The following is a 25,645-nucleotide window of genomic DNA, read 5'->3' as shown; positions in this document are numbered from 1 at the left end:
AGAACAGCGGCGCGGAGATCCATCCCGCACGCACTCCCTCCCGAGATAAACACCCCGCCGCAAGTTCATCTTCTCCTCGAACTCCAGACAAGCAAACACCCATAACTTCAACCAGTTAATGTGAGTTTTGCTATGTCTACTTCTGTATCTGATACCACCAAATCCAGCCGCCGCGAGCAGCGATACAGCGCCCAGGCCTTTATCGACAGTCTCAAGGGGATGGCTCACCCCAACTCCCGCCGCATCTTTATCGAAGGCTCCCGCGCCGATATTCGTGTCCCGCTGCGGGAGATCCAGCTGGCTGACACCTTCGTCGGCGGCACCAAAGAAGATCCCCGGTTCGAGCCCAACGAGCCGGTGCCGGTCTACGACACCTCGGGCCGTTACGGGGAGGAGGGGGTCGCCATCGACGTGCGCCGTGGCCTGCCGCGCCTGCGGGAAAACTGGGTGCTGGAGCGCGATGATACCGACGAACTGCCGGGGCTTAGCTCCACCTTCACTCAGGAGCGTCTGGCCGACGAGGGGCTGGATCACCTGCGCTTCGAGCACTTGCCAAAGCCGCGCCGCGCCAAGCTAGGTCGCCGGGTCACCCAGCTCCACTACGCCCGCGCCGGCATCGTCACCCCAGAGATGGAATTTATCGCCATTCGCGAGAACATGGGGCGCGAGCGGGTGCGCTCCGAGCTCCTGCGCACCCAGCATCCGGGCCATGATTTCGGTGCCCGCCTGCCGGAAAATATCACCCCTGAATTCGTGCGCGATGAGGTGGCCGCCGGTCGCGCCATCATCCCCAGCAACATCAACCACCCGGAAGCGGAGCCGATGATCATCGGCCGCAATTTTCTGGTGAAGATCAACGCCAACATCGGCAACTCGGCGGTCACCTCCAGCATCGAAGAGGAGGTGGAGAAGCTGGTGTGGTCCACCCGCTGGGGCGCCGACACCGTCATGGATCTCTCCACCGGCCGCTACATCCACGAGACCCGCGAGTGGATCCTGCGCAACAGCCCGGTGCCCATCGGTACCGTGCCCATCTATCAGGCGCTGGAGAAGACCAACGGCATCGCCGAAGACCTCACCTGGGAGCTGTTCCGCGACACCCTGCTGGAGCAGGCCGAGCAGGGGGTGGACTACTTCACCATCCACGCCGGTGTCTTGCTGCGCTTCGTGCCGATGACCGCCAAGCGCCTCACCGGCATCGTCTCGCGCGGCGGCAGCATCATGGCCAAGTGGTGCCTCTCCCACCACAAGGAGAACTTCCTCTACCAGCACTTCCGCGAAATCTGCGAGATCTGCGCCGCCTATGATGTGGCGTTGTCGCTGGGCGACGGTCTTCGTCCGGGCTCCGTCTATGACGCCAACGACGAGGCTCAGTTCGCCGAGCTGCGCACTCTGGGCGAGCTCACCAAGATTGCGTGGGAGTATGACGTGCAGGTGATGATCGAGGGGCCGGGTCACGTGCCGATGCACATGATCGAGCGCAACATGACCGAGCAGCTTGAGCACTGTCACGAGGCGCCGTTCTATACGCTGGGCCCGCTCACCACCGACATCGCACCGGGTTACGATCACTTCACCTCCGGCATCGGTGCGGCGCTCATCGGCTGGTACGGCTGCGCCATGCTCTGCTACGTCACCCCCAAGGAGCATTTGGGGCTGCCCAACAAGGAGGATGTGAAGCAGGGGCTGATTACCTACAAGATCGCCGCTCACGCCGCCGATCTGGCCAAGGGGCATCCGGGTGCCCAAATCCGCGACAACGCCATGTCCAAGGCACGCTTCGAGTTCCGCTGGGAGGATCAGTTCAATCTGGCCCTCGACCCCGACACCGCCCGCGCCTACCACGATGAAACCCTGCCGCAGGAGTCCGGCAAGGTGGCCCACTTCTGCTCCATGTGCGGGCCCAAGTTCTGCTCCATGAAGATCACTCAGGACGTGCGCGATTACGCGGCGAAATTGGAAGCCGTTGAGATCAAGCTGGTCGGTATGGATGGCCAGCAGGAGCAGGTAGTGGCTCAGGTGGAGAGCGGCATGGCCCGCATGGCTGAAACCTTCAAGGAGACTGGCGGCGAGATCTACCATCAGGCGGCGGCGCTGAAACAGGCCGCAGGGGAGGAGGCGTGAGCAGCGTAAGCGGGGCTGTCAGCCCCGCCGATCTGTTGCCCATGACGGACTCGCTACCTGTGGTCTGGACCATCGCTGGTTCAGACTCCGGTGGCGGTGCCGGCATTCAGGCCGACTTGCACACATTGCACGACCTTGGCGTGCACGGTTGCTCGGTTATCTCCGCCATCACCGCCCAGAACTCGGTGGCGGTGAAGATGGTTGACCCCGTGCTGATGCAGACCTTCACCGCCCAGATCGATGCCCTCGGCGTCGATCTGCCGCCCGCCGCCATCAAGATCGGTCTGCTGCCGACCCGGCTCCACGTCGAGGTGTTGGCTCGCCGACTGGCAACTATCGAGGCACCCTTCGTGGTCTACGACCCGGTGGCCATCGCCAGCAGCGGCACCCCGATGGCGGAGCCCAATATGCTGGCGGCGGTGCGCGAGCAGCTGTTGCCACGTCTGTCGCTCATCACCCCCAACGGCCCCGAATTGGAAGCCCTGACCGGACTGCCGGTCAGCAGCCCCGAACTGGTGCGCCTTGCCGCCCGCCGCCTGCGCGAACTCGGCGCCCGCGCCGTGCTGGTCAAGGGGGGCCATCTGGAGTGGAGTGGCGATCTCTGCCTCGATTACTACCAGGATGAGACCCGCGAATTCTGGCTGGCGGCGCCGCGCCTCGATACCCGCCACGGCCACGGCACCGGCTGCTGCTACGCCAGCGCCATCGCCGCCGTGGTGGCGCAGGATTATCCGGTGGAGGACGCCATCACCCTGGCGCGAGCCTACCTGCAACAGGGGTTGGCGGCGGCGCAGGGGGTGGGGGCAGGCCCGGGCCCCATCGCCCATCTCGGCTGGCCAGCCGATCTGGCTCACTTCCCCCGCGCCGTGCTGGCGGGATCACCGCTCGACCGTCGTTTCGGCCTTTATGAGACAAGCTGCGCCCGCCTGCCGCAGGGCCCCTTCGCGCCGACCGAACACAACCTCGGTCTCTATCCGGTGGTCGATTCGGTCAAGTGGCTGCGCCGCCTGCTGGGGCAGGGGGTCAAAAGCATCCAGCTGCGGATCAAGGATCTGCCCGCCGCAGAGGTGGCACCGGCCATTCGCGATGCGGTAGCGCTCGGTCGCCGCCATGGGGCGCGGCTCTTTATCAACGACTACTGGCAGCAGGCCATCGAGGCGGGTGCCTGGGGCGTGCATCTGGGGCAGGAGGATATGGAGACCGCCGATCTCGCCGCCATTCAGGCGGCCGGGCTGCGCCTTGGCATCTCCACCCACGGCTACTTCGAGCTGATGCGGGCCCGCGAGCTGGCCCCCTCCTATATCGCGCTGGGTCATATCTTCCCGACTAACACCAAGGCGATGCCGTCTCGCCCGCAGGGGCTGGTGCGGCTGCATCGCTACCGCGCCCTGATGTGCGACTGGCCGACGGTGGCCATCGGCGGCATCAGCGAGGAGCGGGTGGCGGCGGTCAAGGCAAGCGGGGTCGGCAGTATCGCGCTGGTCTCGGCCATCACGGCCAGCGATGACTGGCAGGGGGCGACCGAACGGCTGCTCGCGGCCGTGGGGGCGGGGGATGAGCCACGCTCGGCTTCTGCTATAAGGGAGGTGGAACATGCGCTCTGATGCCGCTTCTCTTAGTGACAAAGAGTATTTGCGATACGGCCGCCAGCTGATGCTGGCGGAAGTGGGGGAGGCGGGGCAGGCGCGGCTCAAGGATCAATCGGTGCTGATCGTCGGCCTCGGCGGGCTCGGCTCGCCGCTCGCCCTCTATCTGGCTGGGGCCGGTGTGGGCACCTTGTGGCTGGCCGATGGCGATACGGTGGATTCCAGCAACTTGCCGCGCCAGATCCTGTTCGATAGCGAGGCGGTCAACCACTCCAAGGCGGAGCTGGCCCGCGAGCGCTTGGCCGCCCACAACCCGCTGGTGGAGGTGATTGCCATCAACCAGCGGCTCGATGCCGCCAGCCTGCCGGAGTTTGTGGCCGAGGTAGATCTGGTGATCGACTGCTGCGATAACCTCGCCACTCGCCAGGCCATCAACGCCGCCTGCGTGGCTCAGGACAAGCCCTGGATCTCCGCCGCCGCGGTGGGTTGGCAGGGGCAGTTGATGGCGCGCACCAGCAGCGATCACGCCTGCTACGCCTGCCTCTATCCGCTGGATACCAAGCTCTCCCAGAGCTGCGAGACCAGTGGCGTCACTGGCCCGCTGGTCGGGGTAATGGGCTCCTTGCAGGCGCTGGAGGCATTGAAACTGCTGTTAGGGATGCCAAGCCCGGTCGCCGGCACATTGCGCCGTTTCGATGCTTTGGCCCATCAGTGGCAGACCCTCACTCTGGCCCCCGATCCCGATTGCCCGGTCTGCGGACAGCGCCGATGCCCGACACACGATAAGGAGATCACCCCATGATCCTTACCATTCGACTCAACGATAAAGCCCAGCCGCTGACGGCAGGGCATAGCGTGGCCGACCTGCTGGCGGTGCAAGACGTTAATCCACAGGGAGTGGCGGTGGCCCTTAACGGCGCCGTGCTGCCCCGTGGCCGCTGGGCCGAAACCCGTCTCAATGACGGGGACGAACTTCACCTCTTCACCGCCATCGCGGGAGGCTGACCCATGATGCTCGCAGTCCCATCTTCGCGTGCTCTGCCTTGCGGCGGAACTTCATCTTTTCTTACTACTGTGGCGGGAGGCTGACATGCTCAAAATTGCCGATCACACCTTCTCTTCGCGCCTCTTTACCGGAACCGGCAAGTTTGCCCGCCCGGATCTGATGGCCGCAGCCATCGAGGCGAGTGGCTCCCAACTGGTCACCATGGCCATCAAGCGGCTCGAACCGGGCAAGGCCCACGACGATATCCTGAGCCCCTTGCTGCAACTCGGGGTCAAGCTGCTGCCCAACACCTCCGGCGCCAAGACCGCCGCCGAGGCGGTATTTGCCGCCCATCTCGCCCGCGAGGCGCTGGGGACGAACTGGCTGAAGCTGGAGATCCACCCCGATCCCCGTTATCTCTTGCCCGATCCCATCGAGACGCTGAAAGCCGCCGAGCAGCTGGTGAAAGAGGGCTTTGTGGTGCTGCCCTACTGCGGCGCCGACCCCGTGCTCTGCAAGCGGCTGGAAGAGGTGGGCTGCGCCGCCGTGATGCCGCTCGGGGCACCCATCGGCTCCAATCAGGGGCTGGTGACCCGGGAGTTTCTCTCCATCATCGTCGAGCAGGCCAATGTGCCCGTGGTAGTGGACGCGGGCATAGGTGCACCAAGCCACGCCGCCGCTGCCTTTGAGCTGGGCGCCGATGCCGTGCTGGTCAACACCGCCATCGCGGTGAGCGGCGACCCGGTCGCCATGGGCCGCGCCTTTGCGCTGGCCTGCACCGCCGGTCGCAGCGCCTATGAAGCTGGCCTTGGCGCGCGCGTCCTGCAGGCCCAAGCCTCCAGCCCGCTCACCGATTTTCTGGGGGCTTTATGAGTCATGAAACAGGGGCGACCATGAACATCTCCCCCTTGCCCCAAGGGCAGCCAGAGGTTTGCCCCCCTCTCCCTCTGGGAGAGGGGCTGGGGGTGAGGGCGCCGGGGGTGAGGGCTAAGGAGCCTTCCTTTCTCGACCGATGGCAGGAGCTGGAGTGGGACGATATCGGCATGCAGATCCGCGCCAAGACCGCCGCCGATGTAGAGCGGGCGCTGGGTTCACCCCGCCGTACCTTGGCCGATTTTATGGCGCTGATCTCGCCAGCTGCCGAAGCCTATCTGCCGCAGATGGCGGCCGAGGCCGAGCGGCTCACCCGCCAGCGTTTTGGCAACACCATCGGCTTCTATGTGCCGCTCTATCTGTCGAACCTCTGCGCCAACGACTGCACCTACTGCGGCTTCTCCATGAGCAACCGCCTCAAGCGCAAGACCTTGAATAGCGAGGAGATTGAACGCGAGTGTCTGGCCATCAAGGCGCGTGGTTTTGACAGCGTGCTGCTGGTGACCGGCGAGCACGAGCACAAGGTGGGGCTCGCCTATTTTCGCGAGGTGATGCCCATCATCCGCCGCCACTTCAGCACGGTAGGGATGGAGGTGCAGCCCCTCTCGCAGGCCGAATATGCCGAACTGAAAACTCTCGGCCTCGACGCCGTCATGGTCTATCAGGAGACCTACCACGCCCCCACCTATGCCCGCCATCACCTGCGCGGCAACAAGCGGGACATCGCATGGCGCCTTGCCACGCCGGATCGGCTCGGCCGCGCCGGTATCGACAAAATCGGCTTGGGGGCGCTGATCGGTCTCTCCTCGGACTGGCGCGCCGACAGCTACTTTGTCGCCGAGCATCTGAGCTGGCTTGAGCGCCACCACTGGCAGAGCCGCTATTCGCTCTCCTTCCCGCGCCTGCGCCCCTGCACAGGTGGGCTGGAACCTGCCGTGGTCATGTCGGATCGCCAGCTGGCCCAGCTTATCTGCGCCTGGCGCCTCTTCTCGCCGACGCTGGACTTGTCCCTCTCCACCCGCGAATCGGCCACCTTTCGCAACGGCGCGGTGCGCCTTGGCATCACCCAGATGTCGGCCGAGTCGCGCACCCAACCGGGTGGCTATGCCGAGGGGGATAAAGAGGAGCTGGAGCAGTTCGCCATCCACGACGATCGCCCGGTCGGTGAAGTCGCCGCCGCTGTGCGGCAGGCGGGGTTGCAGCCGGTGTTCAAGGACTGGGAGCCATTCTTGGGCCGATAGGGGCGGTCACGCCCCCTTTGCCGGTAGCTTCTGAGGCGTTCAGCCAGACTCCGTGCCTGTGGCAAGCAGGCACGGCTGCGCCGTGCAATCGTAGGGTCGATTAGCCGTCAGGCGTAATCGTCCGCTTTGTTGTGTGGGGATGGATGGCTCGGCTACGCCGAGCAGGACGCGAGGCCGTTGGCCTCGAAGGGGTTTCGCCCGCCCTTCGGGCCGGGGCGAGTGACTTTGGAAAGACCCAAAGTCACCAAAGGTCTCTCCCCCGCTTATTCGCCCGACTTCGTCGGGTTCCTTCGGCTCACCCGCTTGTCCGACGGCACGCGCCGACGGGCCATCCATGGCCCGGCGCCGCTCGCTCGACATCCTGTCTCGCGGCCTGGACAAGCGGGCTCGCCTCAGCGAATAAGAGGGGGAACCAAAACCGTGCCCGCCATTCAGACTTGGCCTAGTGGGTTTATGTAACTAGTAGACACTCAGCTTCTGGTCTTGGCCGTATCGATCAGACGCCTGTTAATAGTGTCTCGCCATGCCGCCAGTCTCGCTATGTCTTGCTCAAGTTCATCAGGCTCTGGGATTGGGAGCCTTCCAACAATTGTTGCGGCATCGTGCTCGAACTTGGAGCACTTAGACATTCCTGCATCAACTTCCCGGTAGTCATCATCGGTCACAACGACAGACTTAAGGCGCTGTGTTGACACACCTTCACCGAACCGCTGGACCGCGCCGTTCAGCAACACCTCCTCGACACACCGCTCCCAAGCCAGGCGTAGCCGGCCGTAGCAAAATGCAGTCAGACGACGATGTTCATCCTCGTCCCCATCCTTTTGCGTTCTACGAACCTCCACGAGTTCTTGCCGGAGCCTTGCCAGACGATCTTTGGTGCCCACAACGTCAAACGGCAGCTCCTGCGAGTGCACACCATATCCTTGGGCTGTTCTGCGAATGTAGTTCTTGCTCAGCATTGACCCAAGTTCCTCGATCTTCTGCTCCAAGATGCAGAGGAAGTAGATGTCGTGGGTGAAGACGATCACCTGTCGGGTGAGTGACTCAAGGGCTAAACGATACGCCACCTCCCAACGGCGCCTGTGATCGAGTGATGACACTGGATCATCAAACACAATCCCGCCACGTCCTTTGCCAAGCTTTATCTCTGCCAAGAAGGATGCGATGGCAATAGCTCGCTGCTCCCCCTCACTGAGGATGGCGGCAGGTGAACCTCCACCAGGCAATTGAAGGACCAGCTTGAATTGGGTCTTTCCCCCTGGAGACTCTGGCTTCATTACGACCTGAAGTTGATGCACCTTGAGTAGTTTGAGTTCATCGTTGAGAGCGTCCGCCAGCTCCTTGCTGGCCGTTGTCCGCGAAAGCTCGGTAGACTTTCTGGAGATTGCTCGCGTATCCAAACCATCAATACACGCCTGAAGCTTACGGCAGATCTCATGCTTGGTGATTGCCTCTAAGACAGCGGTCTTGACTTCCCCCAGGCGTACCCGCGCATCAAGCTCTCGCTTCTCAGCCATCATATCAGCCCGAACTTTCTCATCGGCCGTGGCCTCCAAAGCCTTGGCCTGTTCCTGTAGACCTTCAATTATGTTTACCAACCCCGGTCGAGGGTCATTCGACAGTGCCAAAATCTCTTCCCACGGGAGCTCGGTCGCCGCTGCCTGCAACACCAATTGATGACGGGTATTCAGGCACTTCTGCATCGTCGAGCATCCAGCAGCGAGTTCAGGAGCAATCTCCGTCAACTCTTCCACCAAACCATCACGGAATATGATGTCCAAGGCCGCTTTCTTGATCACGTTGTAGGCCGTTGCTGCTACCTCGTGCGCCTCGGCCGCAGCTTTTTCAGCTGCCTGCTTGATAAACGTGTCAAACTGCACCAGACGCGCAGCCCCATCCTGTCCAAGCATGTTTTGGCAGAGGGGGCATGCAGAGTCTTCGGGAAGCACCGGGAATTCATGGTCTGGGTGGCTTACTTTGGCAAAAGTTCGGGCTGCTTCAAAAAGCGTTTTCCATTCTTCATTTCCAGTGCCAGCAAGTTGACCCGGAGTTTGTTTGAACTCGGTCGCCGCTAGGTCTGCGGCAGCTTTGGCCGATTTTGCTTTATCAATAAGCCCTTTAAGCTGTGTGACCTTTTCATCGTCGATCAGTGTTATCGCGGCGGTAATCCGATCCTTCAACCCCGTAAGGCGCGCGGCCTTCTGATGAGTCGCTTGGGCTTTTTGCTTAGGATCAGCCTCTGCGAGGGTTTTGGTCAGCAGGGCTCGCCGATCCAGCTCGGCTTGGTTAAGCGTGGCCAAATTCTCAATGTGCTCTGGTTTTGTCTGGGTCGGGATACCAAGTAGTGCTGTGGCGACCGCAGTCTGCTCTCTCATCAGCACGGCATACGCTGCGTCACTTGGAGCATTCGCAGCCTTCTCTTGCGTAGCCCGCGCCTTGAGCTTGGTACAGGCACCGACTAGCCCCTCCAAGATGTCCAGCCCATATGGGGTGTAAGCAAAGTCCCCGTGGTTATCGATGTAAGCTCGGGCGCAGTGGGTATCGAAGATTGAGATATCCGAAAGTGGTTCAGGCGCTATCACACCGTACTGCCAAGGAAGGTCAATCGCTGTACCATCGATTACAACCTCGAACACAGCCTGAGCGGTGCCAACGTCCTTGGGGTCTAGGTTGGCGTTGGGTAGGATGGGCTCGCGCCGATCTCTAGCGCGACACGCGTGTTTGAATATTCTGGAGTATCCCGACTTCCCGGCTCCGTTTTCCCCGTAGATGACGGTTAGACCAGCTAAAGCGATCGGGACTCTCCCGCCGTTCGCCAATGCATTGACGTTCACAAGCCCCTTGATCGCGGCTAACTGAACTACTCGGGCTGGATCGGCAGGCGGAGCAACCTGTGTGTCTTGAAGCTTCTTGGGTATCCGGCCATCTGGATCTGGAATCCCCACTTCTACCTTGGCCAATGCATAGAGGTCTTCCAGATCCGCAGTACTAAGTGAGCGGTCTTGGTAGAGCCTAGCAATAGCATCTTGCTGCCAAGCAGCAAGTCCCTTGGACCACGCATAGATCTCTTGAATAATGCTCATCAATTTGCACCTTGTTGCTCACATCTGCTTTTTCAGAGAACTACCGCCATACCACCAGTGGTATATCCGGCAGTTCGCCAAGAATGGAATAATCCTATTCCCGGTAGAAGGGTCGGGCCTAGAAACTGGTGTGGCTGATGACGGTCAGTTGCATCTGGCTCAGTTCCAGATGAAGAGTGATCACCATGACCAGGTGGTACTAGATGGTCAAGGTGGATGGTGGGGGATTGTCGGCGACCTCGCACTATTCCTGTCTGTTTGATGTGCGGCCTTGCTGGCGTCTCATATTTCAATCCTCACTCTCGGATACCGGTGCGGGTTATCTGGGCCAACCTCTGTCGTCTGACGGCGGGTGGGGCATCGACCCCGCCGGGGTTTGTCCCTAGCATAAGGAGGATGCGGGGCAGGGGCTCCGCCATGCGGGCATGTGTTGATGCCCGTTTACGGATTTCTGGCGGAGAGAAAAGATGAAGCTGCGTTCCTTGTTGATGGTGGGGGCCCTGCTGCTGGGCGGTTGTGCGGTCAATCCCTACGGTGGTACTCAGGCTCCTGTCAGTGAACCCGATCAGCCAGTGAGCCAGCCGGACAAGCCGGTGACCAAACCGGATAGCGGGGACGTTCAGCCCAAGCCGGTGGCGCCGACAGGACTGGCGCAGGCCATGGCCGATCTCTTTGTGCAGGCCCCCGAGGTGCGGGAACTGGCGCAAACCGGTCAGCCGGTGCTGCTGCTCACCCCGCCCCAGAACGGCACCGGCGAGCCGGTGGACACCCGCGCCATGGCGGCGGCCATGAGCAAGCGCATCCAGAGCAAGAGCGGTTTTCACTTTGTCGACCAAGGGCAGGTGGCAGCCATCACCGGCCAGCTGGAGTATCAGCAGGGCAGGATGAACCCGGCCTCCCTGGTGCGGCTTGGCCGTCAGACCGGCGCCGGCTACATGCTCTACGGGGATCTGGTGACACAGGGGAGCCGTTATCGGTTGTCGATGACCCTGATGGAGCTGCGCAGCGGCGAGCTGATCTGGAGCGGTAGTCGCTCCGCCAGCCACTGAGCGGTCTGCGACCAATCAAAAAGAGGGTTGAGTGCCTGTACGCTCAACCCTCTTCTCATTTCTGGCCCTATGCCTGATGGGGCTTGTCTCTAGCGGATTGCCGCTTCCAGCGCGGCTATCTCGCCGCCGCTGATGAGCGGCAGGTTGCGGCTGATCTGCTCCACCGGCCAGTCCCACCAGGCGATGGCGTTGAGACGGGCGATGGTGTCGTCGTCGAAGCGGTAGCGGATCACTTTGGCCGGGTTGCCGCCGACCACGGTGTAGGCGGGCACGTCACCGGTGACCACGGAGCGGGCGGCGATAATGGCGCCGTTGCCGACCTTTACCCCCGGCATGATCAGAGCCTCATAGCCAATCCAGACATCGTTGCCGATGACGGTATCCCCCTTGTAGGGGAGGCTGCCCGGGGCGGGGGCGGCATGCTCCCAGCCGTTGCCGAAGATAAAGAAGGGGTAGGTGGAGAAGCCGGAGGTCTGGTGGTTGGCGCCGTTCATGATGAACTTCACCCCGCGGGCGATGGCGCAGAACTTGCCGATGATGAGCTTGTCGCCGACGAAGGGGAAGTGGTAGAGGACGTTGCGCTCGAAGCCCGCCGAATCCTCCGGGTCGTCGTAATAGGTGTAGTCACCCACCTCGATATTGGGCCCCTTGATGGTGTTCTTGATAAAACACACCTGGGGAAAGCCGTTCATGGGGTGGGGATTGGCGGGGTCGGGTCCGTGCATCCGGGCTCCTAGGGTTGGCCGGGCTAGATCGCCGGGAAGTAGCAGGCGCTCATGTCGATGGGGTGATCGGGGCAGCCTGGCAGATAGAATTGCCAGCCCGCATCGGAGAAGGCGCGCAGTTCAGTTTCGACAAACTTGATGGCGAGGCTCAGGGCCTGCAGGCTGTCGATGCCGTAGATAAAGGTTTTGTCGCTCAGCCCCGCCAGCTTCACCTTGCAGCGCCAGTCACCGCTGGCGGACTTGGGATCCGGCTCGGGGGCCTTGATGGCGATCTTGAGGGTGAGCTGTTCCCCTTCGGTACTGATAGCGTCGAAGCGGGCGGTAACGATGGCATTCTTCATCCTGCAACTCCTTGTGCGATTCCCCTCCTGCGGCATCGGGCTGCGTCTCCATGGAGGGATAAAAATGGGGGCGAGCCAAAGGAGCCTAAACGAAGCCTCTTTTTGAAACAATGGGATATGGGGGGATCCCGGTGGTTTGCGTGTTGCGACGGGCTGTTTCACCACGCGGGGTACACTTGCTGTAAAGGATTGTTGGCTACCGCTGCAAATCTATCTCTTATGCTGATTGCTGGTGGATCATCGGGTTGGGGCACAATATACGGCCCCTGTTGGCCGCTGAAGTACAGGAGCATCTATGACACTGTCGGTATTGCAGCTTTACGAGGTGATGGCCCAGTTGCCCGACCCGGTCTTTATCCTGAGTGAAGATGGTTATTACGTTGAATACATAGGAGGCATGGAGCAGCAATCCTATCAGGACGGCAATCCGCTGGCAGGGAAGCAGTTGCGGGATGTGCTGCCGGAGACGATGGCGCTCTGGGTGATGGCGCAGGTCGCGCTGGCGCTGGATAGCGGCCAGGTTCAGGTGGTCGAGTACGATCTGGCGGCTAGCGAGGTGGGTGGCATTGATGCCGGTGTCGGGCCACAAGGGATGCAGCGCTTTGAGGGCAAGATTGCTCCTCTGCCCTCCCTCTATGACGGCAAGCGGGCGGTAGCCTGGGTGACCCGCAATATTACCCGCCAGTACGAGTTGCAGCAGCGATTGCTGCGTCAGAGTGAAACCGACCAGCTGACCGGTCTCTACAATCGCCATTTTTTCTTCGAGCACTGTCAGCCGTTGCGGGCAGGGGAGGCGCCCTGTGGCCTTATCATGCTCGACATCGATCACTTCAAGCAGATCAACGATCACTACGGTCATCAGCAGGGAGATCGGGCCTTGCAGCGATTCAGTGGCTGCATCGATGCCCTGTTGCGGGCGGACGATCTCTTTGTGCGCAGCGGCGGCGAGGAGTTTCTGATCCTTTTACCACGGATCGATGAAGCCGGTTTGCTGCAGATAGCGGAGCAGATCCGTGCCGCTGTCGAAGCATTGCCTGCCGATCCGGTCGCCATCACGGTCAGTCTGGGCACAACCCTGGTGCAGCCGGAGGAGGAGATCAATCAGGCGCTGGCCCGGGCCGACGAGTGGCTCTATCGAGCCAAGCGGGCAGGCCGCAACCGGGTAGCACACTGCCCGGCAGGTTGAGAGTGTCTATCCGGTCGCATGGCGGAAATAGCTCGTTCTTTTACTCTAAATAAGTTGACTGACATCACTGTCAATTAGTAGAAAAGTTGGGCTTATTATTTAACTCATATTCTAAAGGATAAGGTGTTAATATTATCGGCCTGATCGCTGGTCTTATTTATGTTGTTGGGCAACAGGATGAGGTTTTATCGGTATGTTATCAAAAGGGTTTGAATCTGGTTCTTGATGACGAATGTGACACACTTCGTTGTCTTTTGAAACAATCTGATTCAAACGGTCATGAATTATTAACCTTGACCAGGTTGGCGATTTCAACGATGGTAGCGTGGCAGCTCCGTTCCCTTCCGGTGGCCCTATTGGCCACTGGCGGTGTTGTTCTTTCACGAACAGGGCGATCTGCCATGACATATCGCCAGCCTGTTATTCGGGCCAATAAAAATAATGATGACAGACTAATAAGGTATATATTGCAATGAGTGTTTCTATTGCTGAAAAGAGTAACCCTGTTTCAAAATTGAAATGGGAGAAAAGCGATTCGGTATGGACCATGGGCTTATATGCCACTGCGGTTGGTGCCGGTACGTTATTTCTCCCTATTACTGTTGGCAGTAATTCTCCGGTTATTTTGCTATTTATATTATTGCTGGCTTTCCCGCTCTCTTATTATTCCCACCGGGCATTGAGCCGCTTTGTGCTCTCCAGCTCCCATAAGGAAGGGGATATCACCCATGTGGTGGAGGAGCACTTCGGTGCCAGAGCGGGCAAGCTGCTGATGCTGGTCTATCTGATGGCCTTCTACCCCATCATTCTGGTCTACAGCATCTCTATCACCAATGCGATCCAGAGCTTCGTGGTTCACCAGCTGGGGGACGCCGAGCTTCCCCGCGGCTTGCTGGTGCTGGGGGTGATGCTGGGCCTGCATCTGATCCTGTTGGCTGGCAAACAGATCGTGGTGTCGGCCATCAGCGTGCTGGCTCTGCCGATGGTCGCCTTTCTGATTGGCCTATCCATCTATCTGCTGCCCCAGTGGAGCCTCTCCTATTTCAGCGAGAGTCAGGCAGTGGAGTGGCGTGATCCGGCGTTCTGGAAATCCCTCTGGCTGATCGTGCCGGTGATGGTGTTCTCCTTCAGCCATGCGCCCATTATCTCCTCCTTCAGTGCGGCGCAGAAGAAGCGTTGTCAGGAGAGTGCCGACCTGCGTGCCAAGCGGATCATCAAATACAGCAGCATGCTGATTTGCGGCAGCGTGCTCTTTTTCGTGGTGAGCTGCGTGATGAGCCTGAGTCAGGCCGAGATGGCGCTGGCCCGCACCGACAATATCTCCGTGCTGTCGGCGCTGGCGAACAAGTTCTCCAATCCGCTGATCGCCTATGTGGGGCCGCTTATCGCCATTCTGGCCATGTCCAAATCCTTCCTCGGCACCTCCATGGGGGTGAGCGAGGGGACGGTGAGCATGGTGAGCGGTGCCTGTCAGGGGCTGGGGCTCTCTCTCAAGGAGTCGACCATCGCCCGGGTGTCGTCGGTGATCCTGTTTCTGGTGACCGCCCTCATCACCTATCTGAACCCCAATGTGCTCGACATCATCGAACGCGTCAGTGGCCCGCTGATCGCGGTGATCCTGTTTCTGCTGCCAGCCTGCTCTATCTATCGCTTGCCCGCACTCAAGCGTTATCGCGGGCCGAGTACCCTTTTTGTGTTGGTGATGGGGCTGCTTGCCATCTCGGCCCTTATCTACGATCTGCTTTGACCGGGCAGTATCCCGCACAAATCCAAAAGGGCGACCATCTGGTCGCCCTTTTTCTGTGCATCGGGGTTAGCCGAGCAGGCCGGTGGCGCTCTGGCCCGCCATCAGCAAGCCGATGGCCAGCACGCTGAACCAGACCAGGGTTGCGCTTACCAGCAGATAGCCGCTGGCGACGAACAGACCGTCCCGCTGCAACATGCCGGTGGCCAGCAGCAGGATGGCCCAGGCAGGCATGGCGTTGGTGAAGGGGATGGCGCCCAAGGGTAGCATCAGCAGCAGGGCGGCCAGCATGATCAGCAGACCGTTGCAGCGGTTGACCGTGCTGCTGCCGGTCAGCACCAGCAGACGCGGGCGGATAACGCGATCGACACGGGCCAGCAGATCTGCCCCCTTGTGCAGGGTCGGCTTGAGCTGGTCGGCGGCGAAGCGGCGCTCCATCAGGATGGCGGGTAGCCAGGGCACCCGGTTGAGGGTGATGCCTATACCGATAAAAAGGATCAGCAGGCCAAACGGGGTGCTGACACCGGGGATGGAGACCGGCAACAGAAAGGGGACGGTGAGCAGCACGCAAAACAGCAGCATGCCCTGTTCGCCCACCAGCTCCAGCATCTGGCGCAGGCTGATGTGGCTCTCGTCGATGGCGTGCGCGGTGGCCCGCAGGGTATCCGCGAGGGTGGTTTGGGGGTCGTGAAGTTGCGCGGCAACCATTCCCTGATGTCCTTCTGAGTGGTGATCACGGGCTCCGATGACCCGATTTGGCGCCAGCATACGTGGCAGAGGTTAACCGTCGATGAATGGTGATGGGTGTTACATAGCGGCGGTTGTCGCGTTGCTTGGCAGAGGTTTCGGCGAGGGGATATCGCGCACTGAAAGTGATCCGGTACAGCCGCCATTTAGGATGGGCGCAGGATGCCTCTGGTATGCTTTCTGCACAATCACACAGGGAGCAGGGGACGATGATGAAGAGAGCCGGGATAGCGATGATGGGGCTGTTGCTGCCACTGGGGCAGGCCTGGAGTAGCGAGGCTGCGACCACATCTGGTTGGCAGGTGACGCCGTTTTTCGGCTACAGCTCAGCCATCGACTTCGAGAAGGGTGACGAGGTGGTGCAGCCGGTGCCGCTTTCTGCATCGCTTGATTCACTGCAGGGACAGGGCTCCGGCAGCTGGGGTCTCTTTATCAGCAAGGAGGTGGATGATCCGGGCATGATTGAGCTGCTCTACAACCATCAGTCAACCACCCTTTCTCCCGATCAGCCAGACCGCCTGACGGTGGACATCCTGCACTTTGCCGGTGCACTGACCCTCTCTGACAACCTGATGGCGCCCTATATCGGCGCCGGGATCGGGGTGACCCGTTTTGCCGCCTACGACAGCGAGGTGACTCCTTCCATGTCGCTGGCGCTCGGGGTGCAACCGCGCCTCGCCGAGCATCTGGCGCTGCGGGCCGAGGTGCGCGGCTATGGCTCGCTGGTTAACGACAACAACCAGTTTCTTTGCAATCCGGAGCAGTGCGTGTTCAAGGTACGCGGGGAGCTGGTAACCCAGTGGCAGGCCAATATTGGTCTTACCTTCCGCTTTTAGGCGAGGGGATTTCCCCCATAAAACAGGGGCCCCTGGGCACCTGTTTCAGCAGCAATGTTCCGCCGTGATCGGCCATCAACCGGCAGCTCTTCACACCTCTTTATTAGTCGGCGTCGCCCATACCGCGCAGTTTCTCCCCGCCTCCTTGGCGCCATAAAGCGCCTGATCCACCCGCTTGAACAGCGAGACTGCCGGCTCCCCGGGCTCGCGGATCCCCACCCCCAGACTGACCGTCATGGTATGGGTCGGGTCGGGGGCTATGGTGCGGGTCGCAGTGAGCAGGGTGTTGGCCAGTTGCTGCAAGTCGGCTTCGTGGGCGGCGGGCAGCAGCAGGGCAAACTCTTCACCACCAACACGGGCCGCCAGCGCACCCTGCGGGCAGTGCTGTTGCAACAGCTCGCCAAACTGCTGCAACACCCTATCCCCGATATCGTGGCCGTAGTTGTCATTGATCCGCTTGAAGTGATCGAGATCCAGCAGGATGAGGGCGTGGCACATCCCCTGCTCCAGAAACAGCTGCTGATGAAAGTAGCGCCGGTTTGGCAGTCGGGTCAGATCGTCGAACAGCGCCTGCTGTCTGAGCCGGGTATTGATGTGGAAGAGGTGGTGCATGGTGCTCAGGATGCCGATGCTGCTGAGCAGGATGCCGCTGGATCGCAGCAGATCCTCGGCATAGATGGCGAGCCAGAGCGGCTGTGCCACCAGCTCATCCATGATGTCAGCGGTGGCCCCCATGATCCACAACATCAGACCGCAGGAGAGCATGCGGTAGGTGTGGGTGGGCAGGTGGGCGCACTGCACCACCCAGAACAGGAACAGCATGGTGAGCCAGTTGATCACCTCGAAGCCAAAGCTGACGGCGTAAAAGCGTTCGTAGGGGAAGTGGGGCAGCAGCAACAGATGAAGGGTCATGATGGCCAGCATCAATCCCCCCAGCAACAAGATGTGGGAACGATGCTCCCGATCGAGCTGATGGTAGTGGGAGAGGCTGATATCGAGACGATCAAACTGCATGGTGTTCCTCGGATTGGGCCCGCCATCACGTTGCAAACAAGGCGCTGCGTAATGGTATGCCGTAGTCGGATAACAGAAACGGCTGGTCTGCCAGTGTAAACGAGTTGGCCCGCAGCGCGCGATATCGAGGGCTTCAGCTTGTGGGCTGGTTCAGTATTTGCGCATTTGTGGTGCGCCGGCCATGCCATGCCCTGTGACAGGGCGGTTCAGTATCGGTTAGCGCAGTGTGTGCGCTATTTTGGTGCGTTAACGATAGCTGAGATAGTTAATTTAATGATTTTAAAGGATTTAAAATTGTGGCCCGCTTTATGCTTTTTACATGTCAGACGGTCTCTTGCGGTCATCGGCGGCAGATGCAGTGATGAGGAAGTGGCAAGAGACATCCCCGTGCCGGGCGCGGGTGTGATTCTGGCGGGTTGCAGCAACACCTTGCGGTTCGCCACAGATTCAATCAGGGAAACGGAGCCGGTCTTGTACCGGTACGACAGGGAAGGAGAGTGCTCTATGGTCAAAAAATGGATGATGGCGGGTCTGACGATGTTGCCTGCCTTGCTGGTTACCCCAAGTTGGGCCGAAGAGGTCGCTCAGGTACAGGCGGCGGTGGCTCCGGTTGCCGCCATGACAATCAACAAGGGTGACAACACCTGGATGCTGCTCTCGGCGGCGCTGGTGATCCTGATGTCGATCCCCGGTTTGGCCCTCTTCTACGGTGGTCTGGTGCGGGCCAAAAACATGCTGAGCGTGCTGATGCAGGTCTTTACCCTGTTCTGCCTCATCTGCGTGCTCTGGGTGATCTACGGCTATTCGCTGGCCTTTACCGAAGGGGGCAATTTCTACGGCTCCTTCAGCAAGGTGCTGCTCAAGGGGGTGACCCCTGACTCCATCGCTGCCACCTTCAGCAAGGGGGTCGGGATCAGCGAGCTGATCTATGTGGTGTTCCAAGGGGCCTTTGCCGCCATCACCTGCGGCCTTATCGTGGGGGCGTTTGCCGAGCGCATCAAGTTCGCTGCCGTGCTGCTCTTCTCGGTGATCTGGTTCACCTTCGCCTATATCCCGCTGGCTCATATGGTGTGGTACTGGGCGGGTCCGGATGCCTATACCAGCGCCGAGGCTGCGGCCACAGCGACCGCCACTGCTGGCTATCTGTTCCAGCATGGTGCGCTGGATTTTGCAGGCGGCACCGTGGTGCACATCAACGCCGCCGTGGCGGGTCTGGTGGGTGCCTATCTGGTGGGCAAGCGTCTGGGCTACGGTCGTGATCCCATGACCCCCCACAGCCTGACCATGACCATGATCGGCGCCTCCCTGCTCTGGTTCGGCTGGTTCGGTTTCAACGCGGGCTCCGCGCTGGAAGCCAACGGTATCGCCGCACTCGCCTTTATCAACACCTGGGTAGCGCCGGCTGCGGCAGCTCTCTCATGGACGCTGGCCGAGTGGGTGATGAAGGGACGTCCCTCCCTGCTGGGGGCCGCCTCTGGTGCGGTGTCCGGTCTGGTGGTGATCACCCCGGCAGCCGGTTTCGTCGGTGTGGGCGGTGGTCTGGTGATGGGCCTTATCAGTGGCGTGGCGGGTCTGTGGGGCGTCCACGGTCTCAAGCGCCTGCTGGGGGCCGATGACAGTCTGGACGTGTTTGGCGTACACGGGGTGTGCGGTATTCTCGGCGCCCTGCTGACCGGCGTCTTTGCCAGCCCGGATCTGGGCGGTACCGGGGTGTGGGACTATGTCACCAATCAGGTTGCCGAGGGCTACTCCATCCTGACTCAGGTGAAGATCCAGGCCATCGGGGTCGGTGTCACCCTGCTCTGGTCCGGTGCTGTGGCGGCGATTGCCTTCAAGGCGGTCGATATGCTGGTGGGTCTGCGGGTGAACGGCGATGCCGAGCGGGAAGGGCTGGATGTCACCTCCCACGGCGAGAAGGCTTACAGCATGTAATCCCGAACGTCAGACAACAAAAAACCGCCGGGATCGGCGGTTTTTTTATGGCTCAAGTGTGGCCACACCTTATTTCACACCCTTAATTCACGACGGCCACGTTGATGCTGCCATTGCCCTGGGTCATGCGCACGCGGGCGCCCGGTACGAAGGTGGGGCTGGCTTTCTGTACTACCACGATGGCTTCGCCGTTCTCTTTCTTGATCTCCAGCTCGACCCCGTCGACCTGGTTGAGCTTGTCGCCAGCGGCCTTGCCGGCTGCCGCGCCGGCAATGGCGCCACCGGCCGCGGCGATATCACGGCCGGTACCACCGCCTATGGTGCTGCCCAGCAGGCCGCCGACCACGGCTCCACCGATAGTACCTAGCAGGGAGTTCTCATCGGCCTGGATCTTCACCGGACGGGTGGAGATGATGGTGCCATAGCTGACGGTCTGTACCTGTTTGGCGCGGTCTTTGGTGTAGACATCGCCAGAGTAAACATCGCTGTTGGCGCAACCGGTGACGGTAGTGGCGGCCAGCAGGGCAATGATGGTCATACGTTTCAACATGATAGGCCTCCGAGGCTGCATGTAATTTGAACAATCTGGATGATGGAATGCACTTTACTCCAACCTTCCCAGACATTAAATCAGCGAAATGTAACCAATTATGTGACCTGTTACGGCTAAATGCCCCTTTGGTGGGCTACTCGGCTAGCTGCTTGGCCAGTACCAGCCGGTGTTCACCTGCCCCGAAATAGTTTTCAACTTCTTCAACCTGTTGATATCCAAGCCGATAGTAGAGGCGTTGGGCCGGATTGGCCGGATCGACCGTGAGCCGCAGTTCGCTGATCTGCAGCGCCTGCTGGTTGGCCTCCATCTGGCGCATCATTCGCTCGGCCAGACCAAAACCGCGCGCCTCGGGCAGCACCGCCAGCGAGAGCACCCAGCCTTGCGACCGCTCCTGACCGAATCCCCCCAGCACATAACCCACCAGCTGCCCCTCGTATTCGGCCACCAGCAACAACTCTGGCCACAAATCCATCGCTTGACGGAAGAAGAAGGCGGGATAGACATCTTCGCCAAACACCTTGGCATCGATCTGCCAGATTGCGTGCATGTCATTGTGGGTAGCGGTGCGTAGCAGGGGCGGGTTGTGGTGCATCAGGACTCCATTGGCAACAAACGGATCGGCAACGCCGCTGACCTTGGGGTCAACGGCAAAAAAGGAGTCATAGGGTAGTGGTCATCCCCTGCCGGATGCAAGGGATTGGCGGTTATGGCGGCAGGGGGCGGCTCTGGGGCAGTTTGGGGGCCTTGCGCAAGCCGTCGAGCAGGTGGCGGAGGGTGAGCCAGGGGTGGCGCAGCAACATGCGCGGGCCGCTCCACTTCATCACCTGCTGGATCTGCTTGCGCATCGCCGGTGCGTAGCAGTAGATATTGCAGTTGGCACAGGTGGGTTTGTGGCCGTGGCCATAACGGCAGCGACGAAGGCGCTGATGGGCGAAATCCCGCAACTGGCGACAGTGGCGGCAATGGGGATCCTGATGATGGTGCTGGCAGTAGAGGCGGATCATGGCGCTGACCGTCTGCTGCTCGCGCATGAGTCTGGGGTGGTCACTCGCCTTTTTGCTGGCTGCGGCGTGTGGGCCCCGGGCTGGGCTGGCATGATAACTTTTCATGGCCGCCATTCTCCTGACCTGCTCGCTTGGAGTGTTGATACAGGTCAAATGGGGGATAAAAAACAGGGCCCGCAGGCCCTGTGTCATCAGATGAGGCTGGTTGCCTGCTCCAGCCAAGCGAGATCATCGCCTTCGAGCAGCGGGCTCAGACGGCGGAACACTTCGGCGTGGTATTCATTGATCCAGCGGAACTCGGCCGGGCTCAGCAGGCTGCGATCGATCAGGCGGGTATCGAACGGAACATAGGTCAGGCGCTCGAAGCCCAACATCGGCAGCTCGCCGATCTGCTCCAGCTCGGTCACCACCACCAGGTTTTCACAGCGGATGCCGAAGCCATCTTCGCGGTAGTAGCCCGGCTCGTTGGAGAGCACCATGCCCGGCTGCAGGGCGACCATGCTCCCTTTCGGGGCGATGCGCTGGGGCCCTTCGTGGACGCTCAGGAAGTGGCCGACGCCGTGGCCGGTGCCGTGGTCGTAGTTGTAACCGGCTTGCCACAGCGGCATGCGGGCCAGCACGTCGAGCTGGATACCGGCGGTGCCGCGCGGGAAGCGGGCCTGATCCAGCGCAATATGTCCCTGCAGCACCCGGGTAAACATCGCCTTCTGCTCATCGGTCACCTCACCCACCTTGATGGTGCGGGTGATGTCGGTGGTGCCATCCAGATACTGGGCGCCGGAGTCCAGCAGATAGAGGCTGTCCTGGCCGAAGGGGCGCGGGGTGCCATTGGTATGGCGGTAGTGGCACATGGCGGCGTTGGGGCCGAGTGCCGAGATGGTGTCGAAGCTCGGCTCGACGTAGTGTTCCTGCTCGCGGCGGAACGCTTCCACCTGATCGGCCAGGGTGCCTTCATCCACTCCCTCGAATTCGCCGGAGGCGATCAGCCGATCCAGCCAGGCGAGGAAGCGGGTCATAGCCACGCCATCGCGCAGGTGGGCGGCGCGCATGCCGGTCAGCTCGATCTCGTTTTTGCACGCTTTCGGCAGCATGGTTGGATCCTGGCCTGCCACCAGAATGGCACCCGCCTCTTCCATGATGAGCTGGGTCCAGGCATTGGCCGTGTCCGGATCGGCCAGCACCTTTTGCTGATCTTCACCGATGCGTTGCAGCACATCTTCCAGCTTGTCGACAGGATAGACGGAGACATCCTGGCCCACGTGTTGACTGAAGGCGAAGCAGTCGATCTTGTCGGTATCGACGAAGAAATCCATGGTGGTGTTGGCGTAGAGCACGGCAAAACCGAGCACCACCGGCAGTCGCTCGATGTCGCGGCCACGCAGGTTGAGCAGCCAGTTGATGGGCTCGGCCTGGGTCAGCAGCACGGCATCCAGCCCGCGCTTGCGCAGGTCGGCCGCCAGCTGTTCACGTTTGGACTGGCTGGACTGGCCCGCCAACTCCTCGCTGTAGAGGATGACCGGTGCCTTGGGGGGCTCGGGGCGATCGCTCCAGTTCAGGTCGATGGGGTTCTGATCGACGCGGATCAGCTCGATACCTCGGTCGGCCAGCACGGCCTTGGCATTCTTGTACCAGGTCAGGCTGTGCAGGCGGGCATCGAAGCCAACCCGGGAGCCTGACGGCAGCTGTTCGGCCAGCCACTGCACATGAGGATTTTCAATGAGGTGGAGCAATTCGAACAGTTCGGCGGGAGTTTGCATCCGCGCCTGCACCGTATAGCGACCATCGACAAAGAGGGCTGCCTGCTGGGCCATGATGATGGCGACCCCGGCAGAGCCGTTGAAACCGGTGATCCAGTCAAGCCGCTCGGCATAGGCGGGGATGTACTCGCCGAGGTGCTCATCATCGTGGGGGACGATAAAGGCGTCCAACTCCTGCATGGCCAGCTCGGCCCTGACTTGGGCGACGCGGGTTTCAATTATCTCGAAATTATTCATGTCGTTAGTGCCAGATGGTTGCTATATGAGTGTTCAGTTTTTATGGCCGCTGGCCAGGATCTGTTTGATCGACTGGCCCGCCGCCTCGATATGCTGCCTGAGTAGTACCACCGCCTCGTGCTTGCGCCGGGTGCGGCACAGTTCCAGCAATTGGGCGTGTTCACGTTCCGCCTTGTCTACACCGCCCTGGGCAAAGAGCAGCTCGAAGCGGACATAGCGGTCACAGCTCAGATTGATCTGGGCGATCAGGTCAAGTGCCTGGGGGCGACCGGCAGCCTGATAGAGGGTGGCGTGAAAGCTGTGATTCAACTCGGCCCAATGTTCGATCTGGGTGCCTGACTCCAGGGCGTGATCAAATTGGGCGAGGATCGCCTCCGCTTGCGCGAAGGTGGCTTCCGTCATCTTGTCGACGGCGTGAAACAGGGTATCGGCTTCCAGCAGCGCTCGCAAATAAAAGAGCTCGTCGATGGCCGAGGCGTCCAGCATGGTGACCACTGCGCCGCGATGGGCTTCGAACTTGACCAGCCCCTGCGCCTCCAGCTGCATCAGGGCTTCGCGCACCGGGATGCGGCTCACGGCCAGCTCTTTGGCAATGGCATCCTGACGCAAGGGGGCGCCAGCTGGGAACTCCCCACGGAGGATCCGGCCACGGAGGTTTTCCATCACCATCTGGGTTCGGGTCTTGTAGGGTGGGGTCATGGTCGGGTCACGATTGGGCGTTACAAAATTGTATATTGTATAAAGTTTGGCTGAATCTACCCCGTCAGGGCTGGCAAGGCAAGGTTTAGGGGTCTGTTGCTGCGTGGTTGGCGGCGTTCGGGGCTGCCATAAAACAAAAATGCCGGTCAGCATGGCTGACCGGCATGATATCAAGGGTTCGAAGCGGGACAGTTACAGCTGCGGACCTGCCGCAACCAGACGCTTGCCCTCTTCATTGTCGGTGAAGCGCTCGAAGTTTTTGATGAAGCGCTGGGCCAGATCCTGCGCCTTGGCGTCCCACTCGGCCTTGTCGGCATAAGTATCGCGCGGGTCCAGGATCGCCGGGTTCACATCGTGAAGCGCGGTCGGGATCTCCAGATTGAAGATCGGCAGCACCTTGGTTTCGGCCTTCTCGATGGAGCCATCCAGAATGGCGTCGATGATGGCGCGGGTATCCTTGATGGAGATGCGCTTGCCGGTGCCGTTCCAGCCAGTGTTGACCAGATAGGCCTCTGCACCTGCCGCTTCCATCCGTTTCACCAGCTCCTGACCGTACTTGGTCGGGTGCAGGGAGAGGAAGGCTGCGCCGAAGCAAGAGGAGAAGGTCGGAGTCGGCTCTGTGATGCCGCGCTCGGTACCGGCCAGTTTGGCGGTGAAGCCAGAGAGGAAGTGGTACTTGGTCTGCTCCTTGGTCAGCTTGGAGACCGGGGGCAGCACGCCGAAGGCGTCGGCGGTCAGGAAGATCACCTTGGTGGCGTGACCTGCCTTGGATACCGGCTTGACGATGTTTTCGATGTGATAGATGGGGTAGGAGACGCGGGTGTTCTCGGTCTTGGAGCCATCATCGAAGTCGATGGTGCCATCGGCAGCAACGGTCACGTTCTCCAGCAGCGCATCGCGGCGGATGGCGTGGTAGATGTCCGGCTCGGCCTCTTCGGAGAGCTTGATGGTCTTGGCGTAGCAGCCCCCTTCGAAGTTGAACACGCCGTGGTCATCCCAGCCGTGCTCGTCATCGCCGATCAGCTGACGCTTGGGATCGGTGGAGAGGGTGGTCTTGCCGGTGCCGGAGAGGCCGAAGAAGATGGCTACGTCACCGTCCTGACCCACGTTGGCGGAGCAGTGCATGGAGGCAATGCCGCGCAGGGGCAGGAAGTAGTTCATCATGGAGAACATGCCCTTCTTCATCTCGCCACCGTACCAGGTGCCACCGATGAGCTGCATCTTCTCGGTCATGTTGAAGGCAACAAAGTTCTCGGAGTTGAGACCCTGCTCCTTCCAGTTCGGGTTAGTGCACTTGGCACCGTTCATCACCACGAAGTCAGGCTTGAAGGTTTTCAGCTCTTCCTCGCTCGGGCGGATGAACATGTTTTTCACGAAGTGTGCCTGCCAGGCCACCTCGGTGATGATGCGCACGGCCAGGCGGGTGTCCGGGTTGGCACCGCAGAAGCCGTCTACCACAAACAGGCGCTTGCCGGAGAGCTGTTTGGTGACCAGCCCTTTCAGATGTGACCACACTTCGGGGGTAATCGCTTTGTTATCGTTTTTACCCTGGTCAGACCACCACACAGTATCCTGGGTAGTGGCATCTTTGACGATATATTTATCTTTCGGAGAGCGGCCGGTAAAGATACCGGTGTTGACGTTGACGGCGCCCAGTTCGGTGACGACGCCGCGCTCGAACCCTTCCAGGTCAGGGCGAGTCTCTTCAGCGAAAAGCTGCTCGTAAGAGGGGTTGCGAACGATTTCCTGGCTGTTTTTGATGCCGTACTGGTCCAGTCCTAATTGTTGGGCCAGGGTGGGTTCTGCCACGATTGTCATTGTATTCTCCTGGGTTCAGAGGTTTGTAGGGTTCTATCTGACGTTCATCCTATCACTTAGGTGGTAGAGTTTAGCGATCGCCATCAAACTTTATAAAATAGGGTATTTTTT

At 60.6% G+C, this 25,645-nt stretch carries 23 protein-coding genes; 11 read left to right on the top strand and 12 right to left on the bottom strand.

What is annotated here, in order from left to right; all coding sequences use genetic code 11:
* The first annotated feature begins 132 nt into the window (after positions 1-132).
* The 6 genes from thiC (at position 133) to thiH (ending at position 6,809) form a co-directional block, all read left to right on the top strand.
* Positions 133-2,124 (top strand): phosphomethylpyrimidine synthase ThiC, encoded by a 1,992-nt coding sequence (gene thiC, locus G5171_RS10150; RefSeq protein ID WP_421260135.1) that lies wholly within the window; start codon positions 133-135, stop codon positions 2,122-2,124.
* The gene (gene thiE / locus G5171_RS10145) at positions 2,121-3,728 is read left to right on the top strand and encodes a thiamine phosphate synthase (protein WP_421260134.1); all 1,608 of its coding nucleotides are present in this window, start codon (positions 2,121-2,123) and stop codon (positions 3,726-3,728) included. The genes thiC and thiE overlap by 4 nt, the downstream gene beginning before the upstream one ends.
* Entirely contained in the window at positions 3,718-4,512 is a 795-nt protein-coding gene (locus G5171_RS10140) for a HesA/MoeB/ThiF family protein (protein ID WP_421260133.1), read from the top strand. Before thiE ends, G5171_RS10140 begins: the two co-directional genes overlap by 11 nt.
* Positions 4,509-4,715: a sulfur carrier protein ThiS gene (gene thiS, locus G5171_RS10135; RefSeq protein WP_421255083.1), complete on the top strand. Its 207-nt coding sequence runs from the start codon at positions 4,509-4,511 to the stop codon at positions 4,713-4,715. The genes G5171_RS10140 and thiS overlap by 4 nt, the downstream gene beginning before the upstream one ends.
* An 85-nt stretch (positions 4,716-4,800) precedes the next feature.
* Complete coding sequence (locus tag G5171_RS10130; protein ID WP_421255084.1) at positions 4,801-5,568, top strand: thiazole synthase; 768 nt, start codon at positions 4,801-4,803, stop codon at positions 5,566-5,568.
* A gap of 20 nt (positions 5,569-5,588) precedes the next feature.
* Entirely contained in the window at positions 5,589-6,809 is a 1,221-nt protein-coding gene (thiH, locus tag G5171_RS10125; protein ID WP_421260172.1) for a 2-iminoacetate synthase ThiH, read from the top strand.
* A gap of 470 nt (positions 6,810-7,279) precedes the next feature.
* On the opposite strand, the gene G5171_RS10120 is transcribed toward thiH, so the two are convergent.
* A complete protein-coding gene (locus G5171_RS10120) occupies positions 7,280-9,892 on the bottom strand; it encodes an AAA family ATPase (protein WP_421260132.1) in 2,613 nt (870 codons plus the stop codon).
* Positions 9,893-10,359: 467 nt separating this feature from the next.
* On the opposite strand from G5171_RS10120, the gene G5171_RS10115 reads away from it, so the two are divergent.
* Positions 10,360-10,941 carry a penicillin-binding protein activator LpoB gene (locus G5171_RS10115; RefSeq protein ID WP_266134588.1) on the top strand — a complete coding sequence of 194 codons (582 nt, stop codon included), beginning with the start codon at positions 10,360-10,362 and terminating at the stop codon, positions 10,939-10,941.
* An 89-nt stretch (positions 10,942-11,030) separates the two neighbouring features.
* Here the strand turns inward: G5171_RS10115 and G5171_RS10110 are convergent, their stop codons facing one another.
* Together G5171_RS10110 and G5171_RS10105 are read right to left on the bottom strand one after the other, a co-directional pair.
* The gene (locus G5171_RS10110; RefSeq protein WP_421260131.1) at positions 11,031-11,666 is read right to left on the bottom strand and encodes a Vat family streptogramin A O-acetyltransferase; all 636 of its coding nucleotides are present in this window, start codon (positions 11,664-11,666) and stop codon (positions 11,031-11,033) included.
* A 23-nt stretch (positions 11,667-11,689) separates the two neighbouring features.
* Entirely contained in the window at positions 11,690-12,007 is a 318-nt protein-coding gene (locus G5171_RS10105) for a DUF6968 family protein (RefSeq protein WP_421260130.1), read from the bottom strand.
* 295 nt (positions 12,008-12,302) lie between these two features.
* Between G5171_RS10105 and G5171_RS10100 the strand changes: the two genes are divergently transcribed.
* Entirely contained in the window at positions 12,303-13,193 is an 891-nt protein-coding gene (locus G5171_RS10100; RefSeq protein WP_421260129.1) for a GGDEF domain-containing protein, read from the top strand.
* Between the two features lie 153 nt (positions 13,194-13,346).
* On the opposite strand, the gene G5171_RS10095 is transcribed toward G5171_RS10100, so the two are convergent.
* The gene (locus G5171_RS10095; RefSeq protein ID WP_421260128.1) at positions 13,347-13,601 is read right to left on the bottom strand and encodes a hypothetical protein; all 255 of its coding nucleotides are present in this window, start codon (positions 13,599-13,601) and stop codon (positions 13,347-13,349) included.
* Between the two features lie 64 nt (positions 13,602-13,665).
* Here G5171_RS10095 and G5171_RS10090 point away from each other — a divergent pair, with 64 nt between their 5' ends.
* Positions 13,666-14,940, top strand: coding sequence for an amino acid permease (locus G5171_RS10090; RefSeq protein WP_421212248.1), 1,275 nt, complete (start codon positions 13,666-13,668; stop codon positions 14,938-14,940).
* 66 nt (positions 14,941-15,006) lie between these two features.
* Here G5171_RS10090 and G5171_RS10085 read toward each other — a convergent pair whose 3' ends face one another.
* On the bottom strand, positions 15,007-15,645 hold the full coding sequence (locus G5171_RS10085; protein ID WP_216979593.1) for an exopolysaccharide biosynthesis protein: 639 nt from the start codon (positions 15,643-15,645) through the stop codon (positions 15,007-15,009).
* 251 nt (positions 15,646-15,896) lie between these two features.
* Between G5171_RS10085 and G5171_RS10080 the strand changes: the two genes are divergently transcribed.
* Positions 15,897-16,520, top strand: coding sequence for an outer membrane beta-barrel protein (locus tag G5171_RS10080; RefSeq protein ID WP_421250881.1), 624 nt, complete (start codon positions 15,897-15,899; stop codon positions 16,518-16,520).
* A 90-nt stretch (positions 16,521-16,610) separates the two neighbouring features.
* Here the strand turns inward: G5171_RS10080 and G5171_RS10075 are convergent, their stop codons facing one another.
* Positions 16,611-17,534, bottom strand: a complete 924-nt coding sequence (locus tag G5171_RS10075; protein ID WP_421260127.1) for a GGDEF domain-containing protein — start codon at positions 17,532-17,534, stop codon at positions 16,611-16,613.
* Positions 17,535-18,038: 504 nt separating this feature from the next.
* Here G5171_RS10075 and amt point away from each other — a divergent pair.
* Positions 18,039-19,466 carry an ammonium transporter gene (amt, locus tag G5171_RS10070; RefSeq protein ID WP_005355035.1) on the top strand — a complete coding sequence of 476 codons (1,428 nt, stop codon included), beginning with the start codon at positions 18,039-18,041 and terminating at the stop codon, positions 19,464-19,466.
* A gap of 82 nt (positions 19,467-19,548) precedes the next feature.
* Here amt and G5171_RS10065 read toward each other — a convergent pair whose 3' ends face one another.
* The 6 genes from G5171_RS10065 to pckA form a co-directional block, all read right to left on the bottom strand.
* Positions 19,549-20,016 (bottom strand): glycine zipper 2TM domain-containing protein, encoded by a 468-nt coding sequence (locus tag G5171_RS10065; RefSeq protein ID WP_005342991.1) that lies wholly within the window; start codon positions 20,014-20,016, stop codon positions 19,549-19,551.
* A 136-nt stretch (positions 20,017-20,152) separates the two neighbouring features.
* Positions 20,153-20,611, bottom strand: coding sequence for an N-acetyltransferase (locus G5171_RS10060; protein WP_337073149.1), 459 nt, complete (start codon positions 20,609-20,611; stop codon positions 20,153-20,155).
* Positions 20,612-20,723: 112 nt separating this feature from the next.
* On the bottom strand, positions 20,724-21,128 hold the full coding sequence (locus tag G5171_RS10055) for a nitrous oxide-stimulated promoter family protein (RefSeq protein WP_421260126.1): 405 nt from the start codon (positions 21,126-21,128) through the stop codon (positions 20,724-20,726).
* 86 nt (positions 21,129-21,214) lie between these two features.
* On the bottom strand, positions 21,215-23,017 hold the full coding sequence (locus G5171_RS10050; protein ID WP_421260125.1) for an aminopeptidase P family protein: 1,803 nt from the start codon (positions 23,015-23,017) through the stop codon (positions 21,215-21,217).
* Positions 23,018-23,050: 33 nt separating this feature from the next.
* Entirely contained in the window at positions 23,051-23,716 is a 666-nt protein-coding gene (locus G5171_RS10045) for a GntR family transcriptional regulator (RefSeq protein ID WP_041234058.1), read from the bottom strand.
* Between the two features lie 192 nt (positions 23,717-23,908).
* Positions 23,909-25,534 (bottom strand): phosphoenolpyruvate carboxykinase (ATP), encoded by a 1,626-nt coding sequence (pckA, locus tag G5171_RS10040; protein ID WP_421212253.1) that lies wholly within the window; start codon positions 25,532-25,534, stop codon positions 23,909-23,911.
* Between the last annotated feature and the right edge of the window lie 111 nt (positions 25,535-25,645).

This window comes from Aeromonas sp. 600774, assembly GCF_049175075.1.
GTDB classification, from domain to species: Bacteria; Pseudomonadota; Gammaproteobacteria; order Enterobacterales; family Aeromonadaceae; genus Aeromonas; species Aeromonas veronii_A.
This window is presented reverse-complemented; position numbering and strand designations above follow the sequence as displayed.

Coding starts and splice junctions, on each gene's coding strand:
- thiC (WP_421260135.1), top strand. CDS start 133: ATGTCTACTTCTGTATCTGATACCACCAAATCCAGCCGCCGCGAGCAG.
- G5171_RS10140 (WP_421260133.1), top strand. CDS start 3,718: ATGCGCTCTGATGCCGCTTCTCTTAGTGACAAAGAGTATTTGCGATAC.
- thiS (WP_421255083.1), top strand. CDS start 4,509: ATGATCCTTACCATTCGACTCAACGATAAAGCCCAGCCGCTGACGGCA.
- G5171_RS10130 (WP_421255084.1), top strand. CDS start 4,801: ATGCTCAAAATTGCCGATCACACCTTCTCTTCGCGCCTCTTTACCGGA.
- thiH (WP_421260172.1), top strand. CDS start 5,589: ATGAACATCTCCCCCTTGCCCCAAGGGCAGCCAGAGGTTTGCCCCCCT.
- G5171_RS10120 (WP_421260132.1), bottom strand. CDS start 9,892: ATGAGCATTATTCAAGAGATCTATGCGTGGTCCAAGGGACTTGCTGCT.
- G5171_RS10115 (WP_266134588.1), top strand. CDS start 10,360: ATGAAGCTGCGTTCCTTGTTGATGGTGGGGGCCCTGCTGCTGGGCGGT.
- G5171_RS10110 (WP_421260131.1), bottom strand. CDS start 11,666: ATGCACGGACCCGACCCCGCCAATCCCCACCCCATGAACGGCTTTCCC.
- G5171_RS10105 (WP_421260130.1), bottom strand. CDS start 12,007: ATGAAGAATGCCATCGTTACCGCCCGCTTCGACGCTATCAGTACCGAA.
- G5171_RS10100 (WP_421260129.1), top strand. CDS start 12,303: ATGACACTGTCGGTATTGCAGCTTTACGAGGTGATGGCCCAGTTGCCC.
- G5171_RS10095 (WP_421260128.1), bottom strand. CDS start 13,601: ATGTCATGGCAGATCGCCCTGTTCGTGAAAGAACAACACCGCCAGTGG.
- G5171_RS10090 (WP_421212248.1), top strand. CDS start 13,666: ATGAGTGTTTCTATTGCTGAAAAGAGTAACCCTGTTTCAAAATTGAAA.
- G5171_RS10085 (WP_216979593.1), bottom strand. CDS start 15,645: ATGGTTGCCGCGCAACTTCACGACCCCCAAACCACCCTCGCGGATACC.
- G5171_RS10080 (WP_421250881.1), top strand. CDS start 15,897: ATGAAGAGAGCCGGGATAGCGATGATGGGGCTGTTGCTGCCACTGGGG.
- G5171_RS10075 (WP_421260127.1), bottom strand. CDS start 17,534: ATGCAGTTTGATCGTCTCGATATCAGCCTCTCCCACTACCATCAGCTC.
- amt (WP_005355035.1), top strand. CDS start 18,039: ATGGTCAAAAAATGGATGATGGCGGGTCTGACGATGTTGCCTGCCTTG.
- G5171_RS10065 (WP_005342991.1), bottom strand. CDS start 20,016: ATGTTGAAACGTATGACCATCATTGCCCTGCTGGCCGCCACTACCGTC.
- G5171_RS10060 (WP_337073149.1), bottom strand. CDS start 20,611: ATGCACCACAACCCGCCCCTGCTACGCACCGCTACCCACAATGACATG.
- G5171_RS10055 (WP_421260126.1), bottom strand. CDS start 21,128: ATGAAAAGTTATCATGCCAGCCCAGCCCGGGGCCCACACGCCGCAGCC.
- G5171_RS10050 (WP_421260125.1), bottom strand. CDS start 23,017: ATGAATAATTTCGAGATAATTGAAACCCGCGTCGCCCAAGTCAGGGCC.
- G5171_RS10045 (WP_041234058.1), bottom strand. CDS start 23,716: ATGACCCCACCCTACAAGACCCGAACCCAGATGGTGATGGAAAACCTC.
- pckA (WP_421212253.1), bottom strand. CDS start 25,534: ATGACAATCGTGGCAGAACCCACCCTGGCCCAACAATTAGGACTGGAC.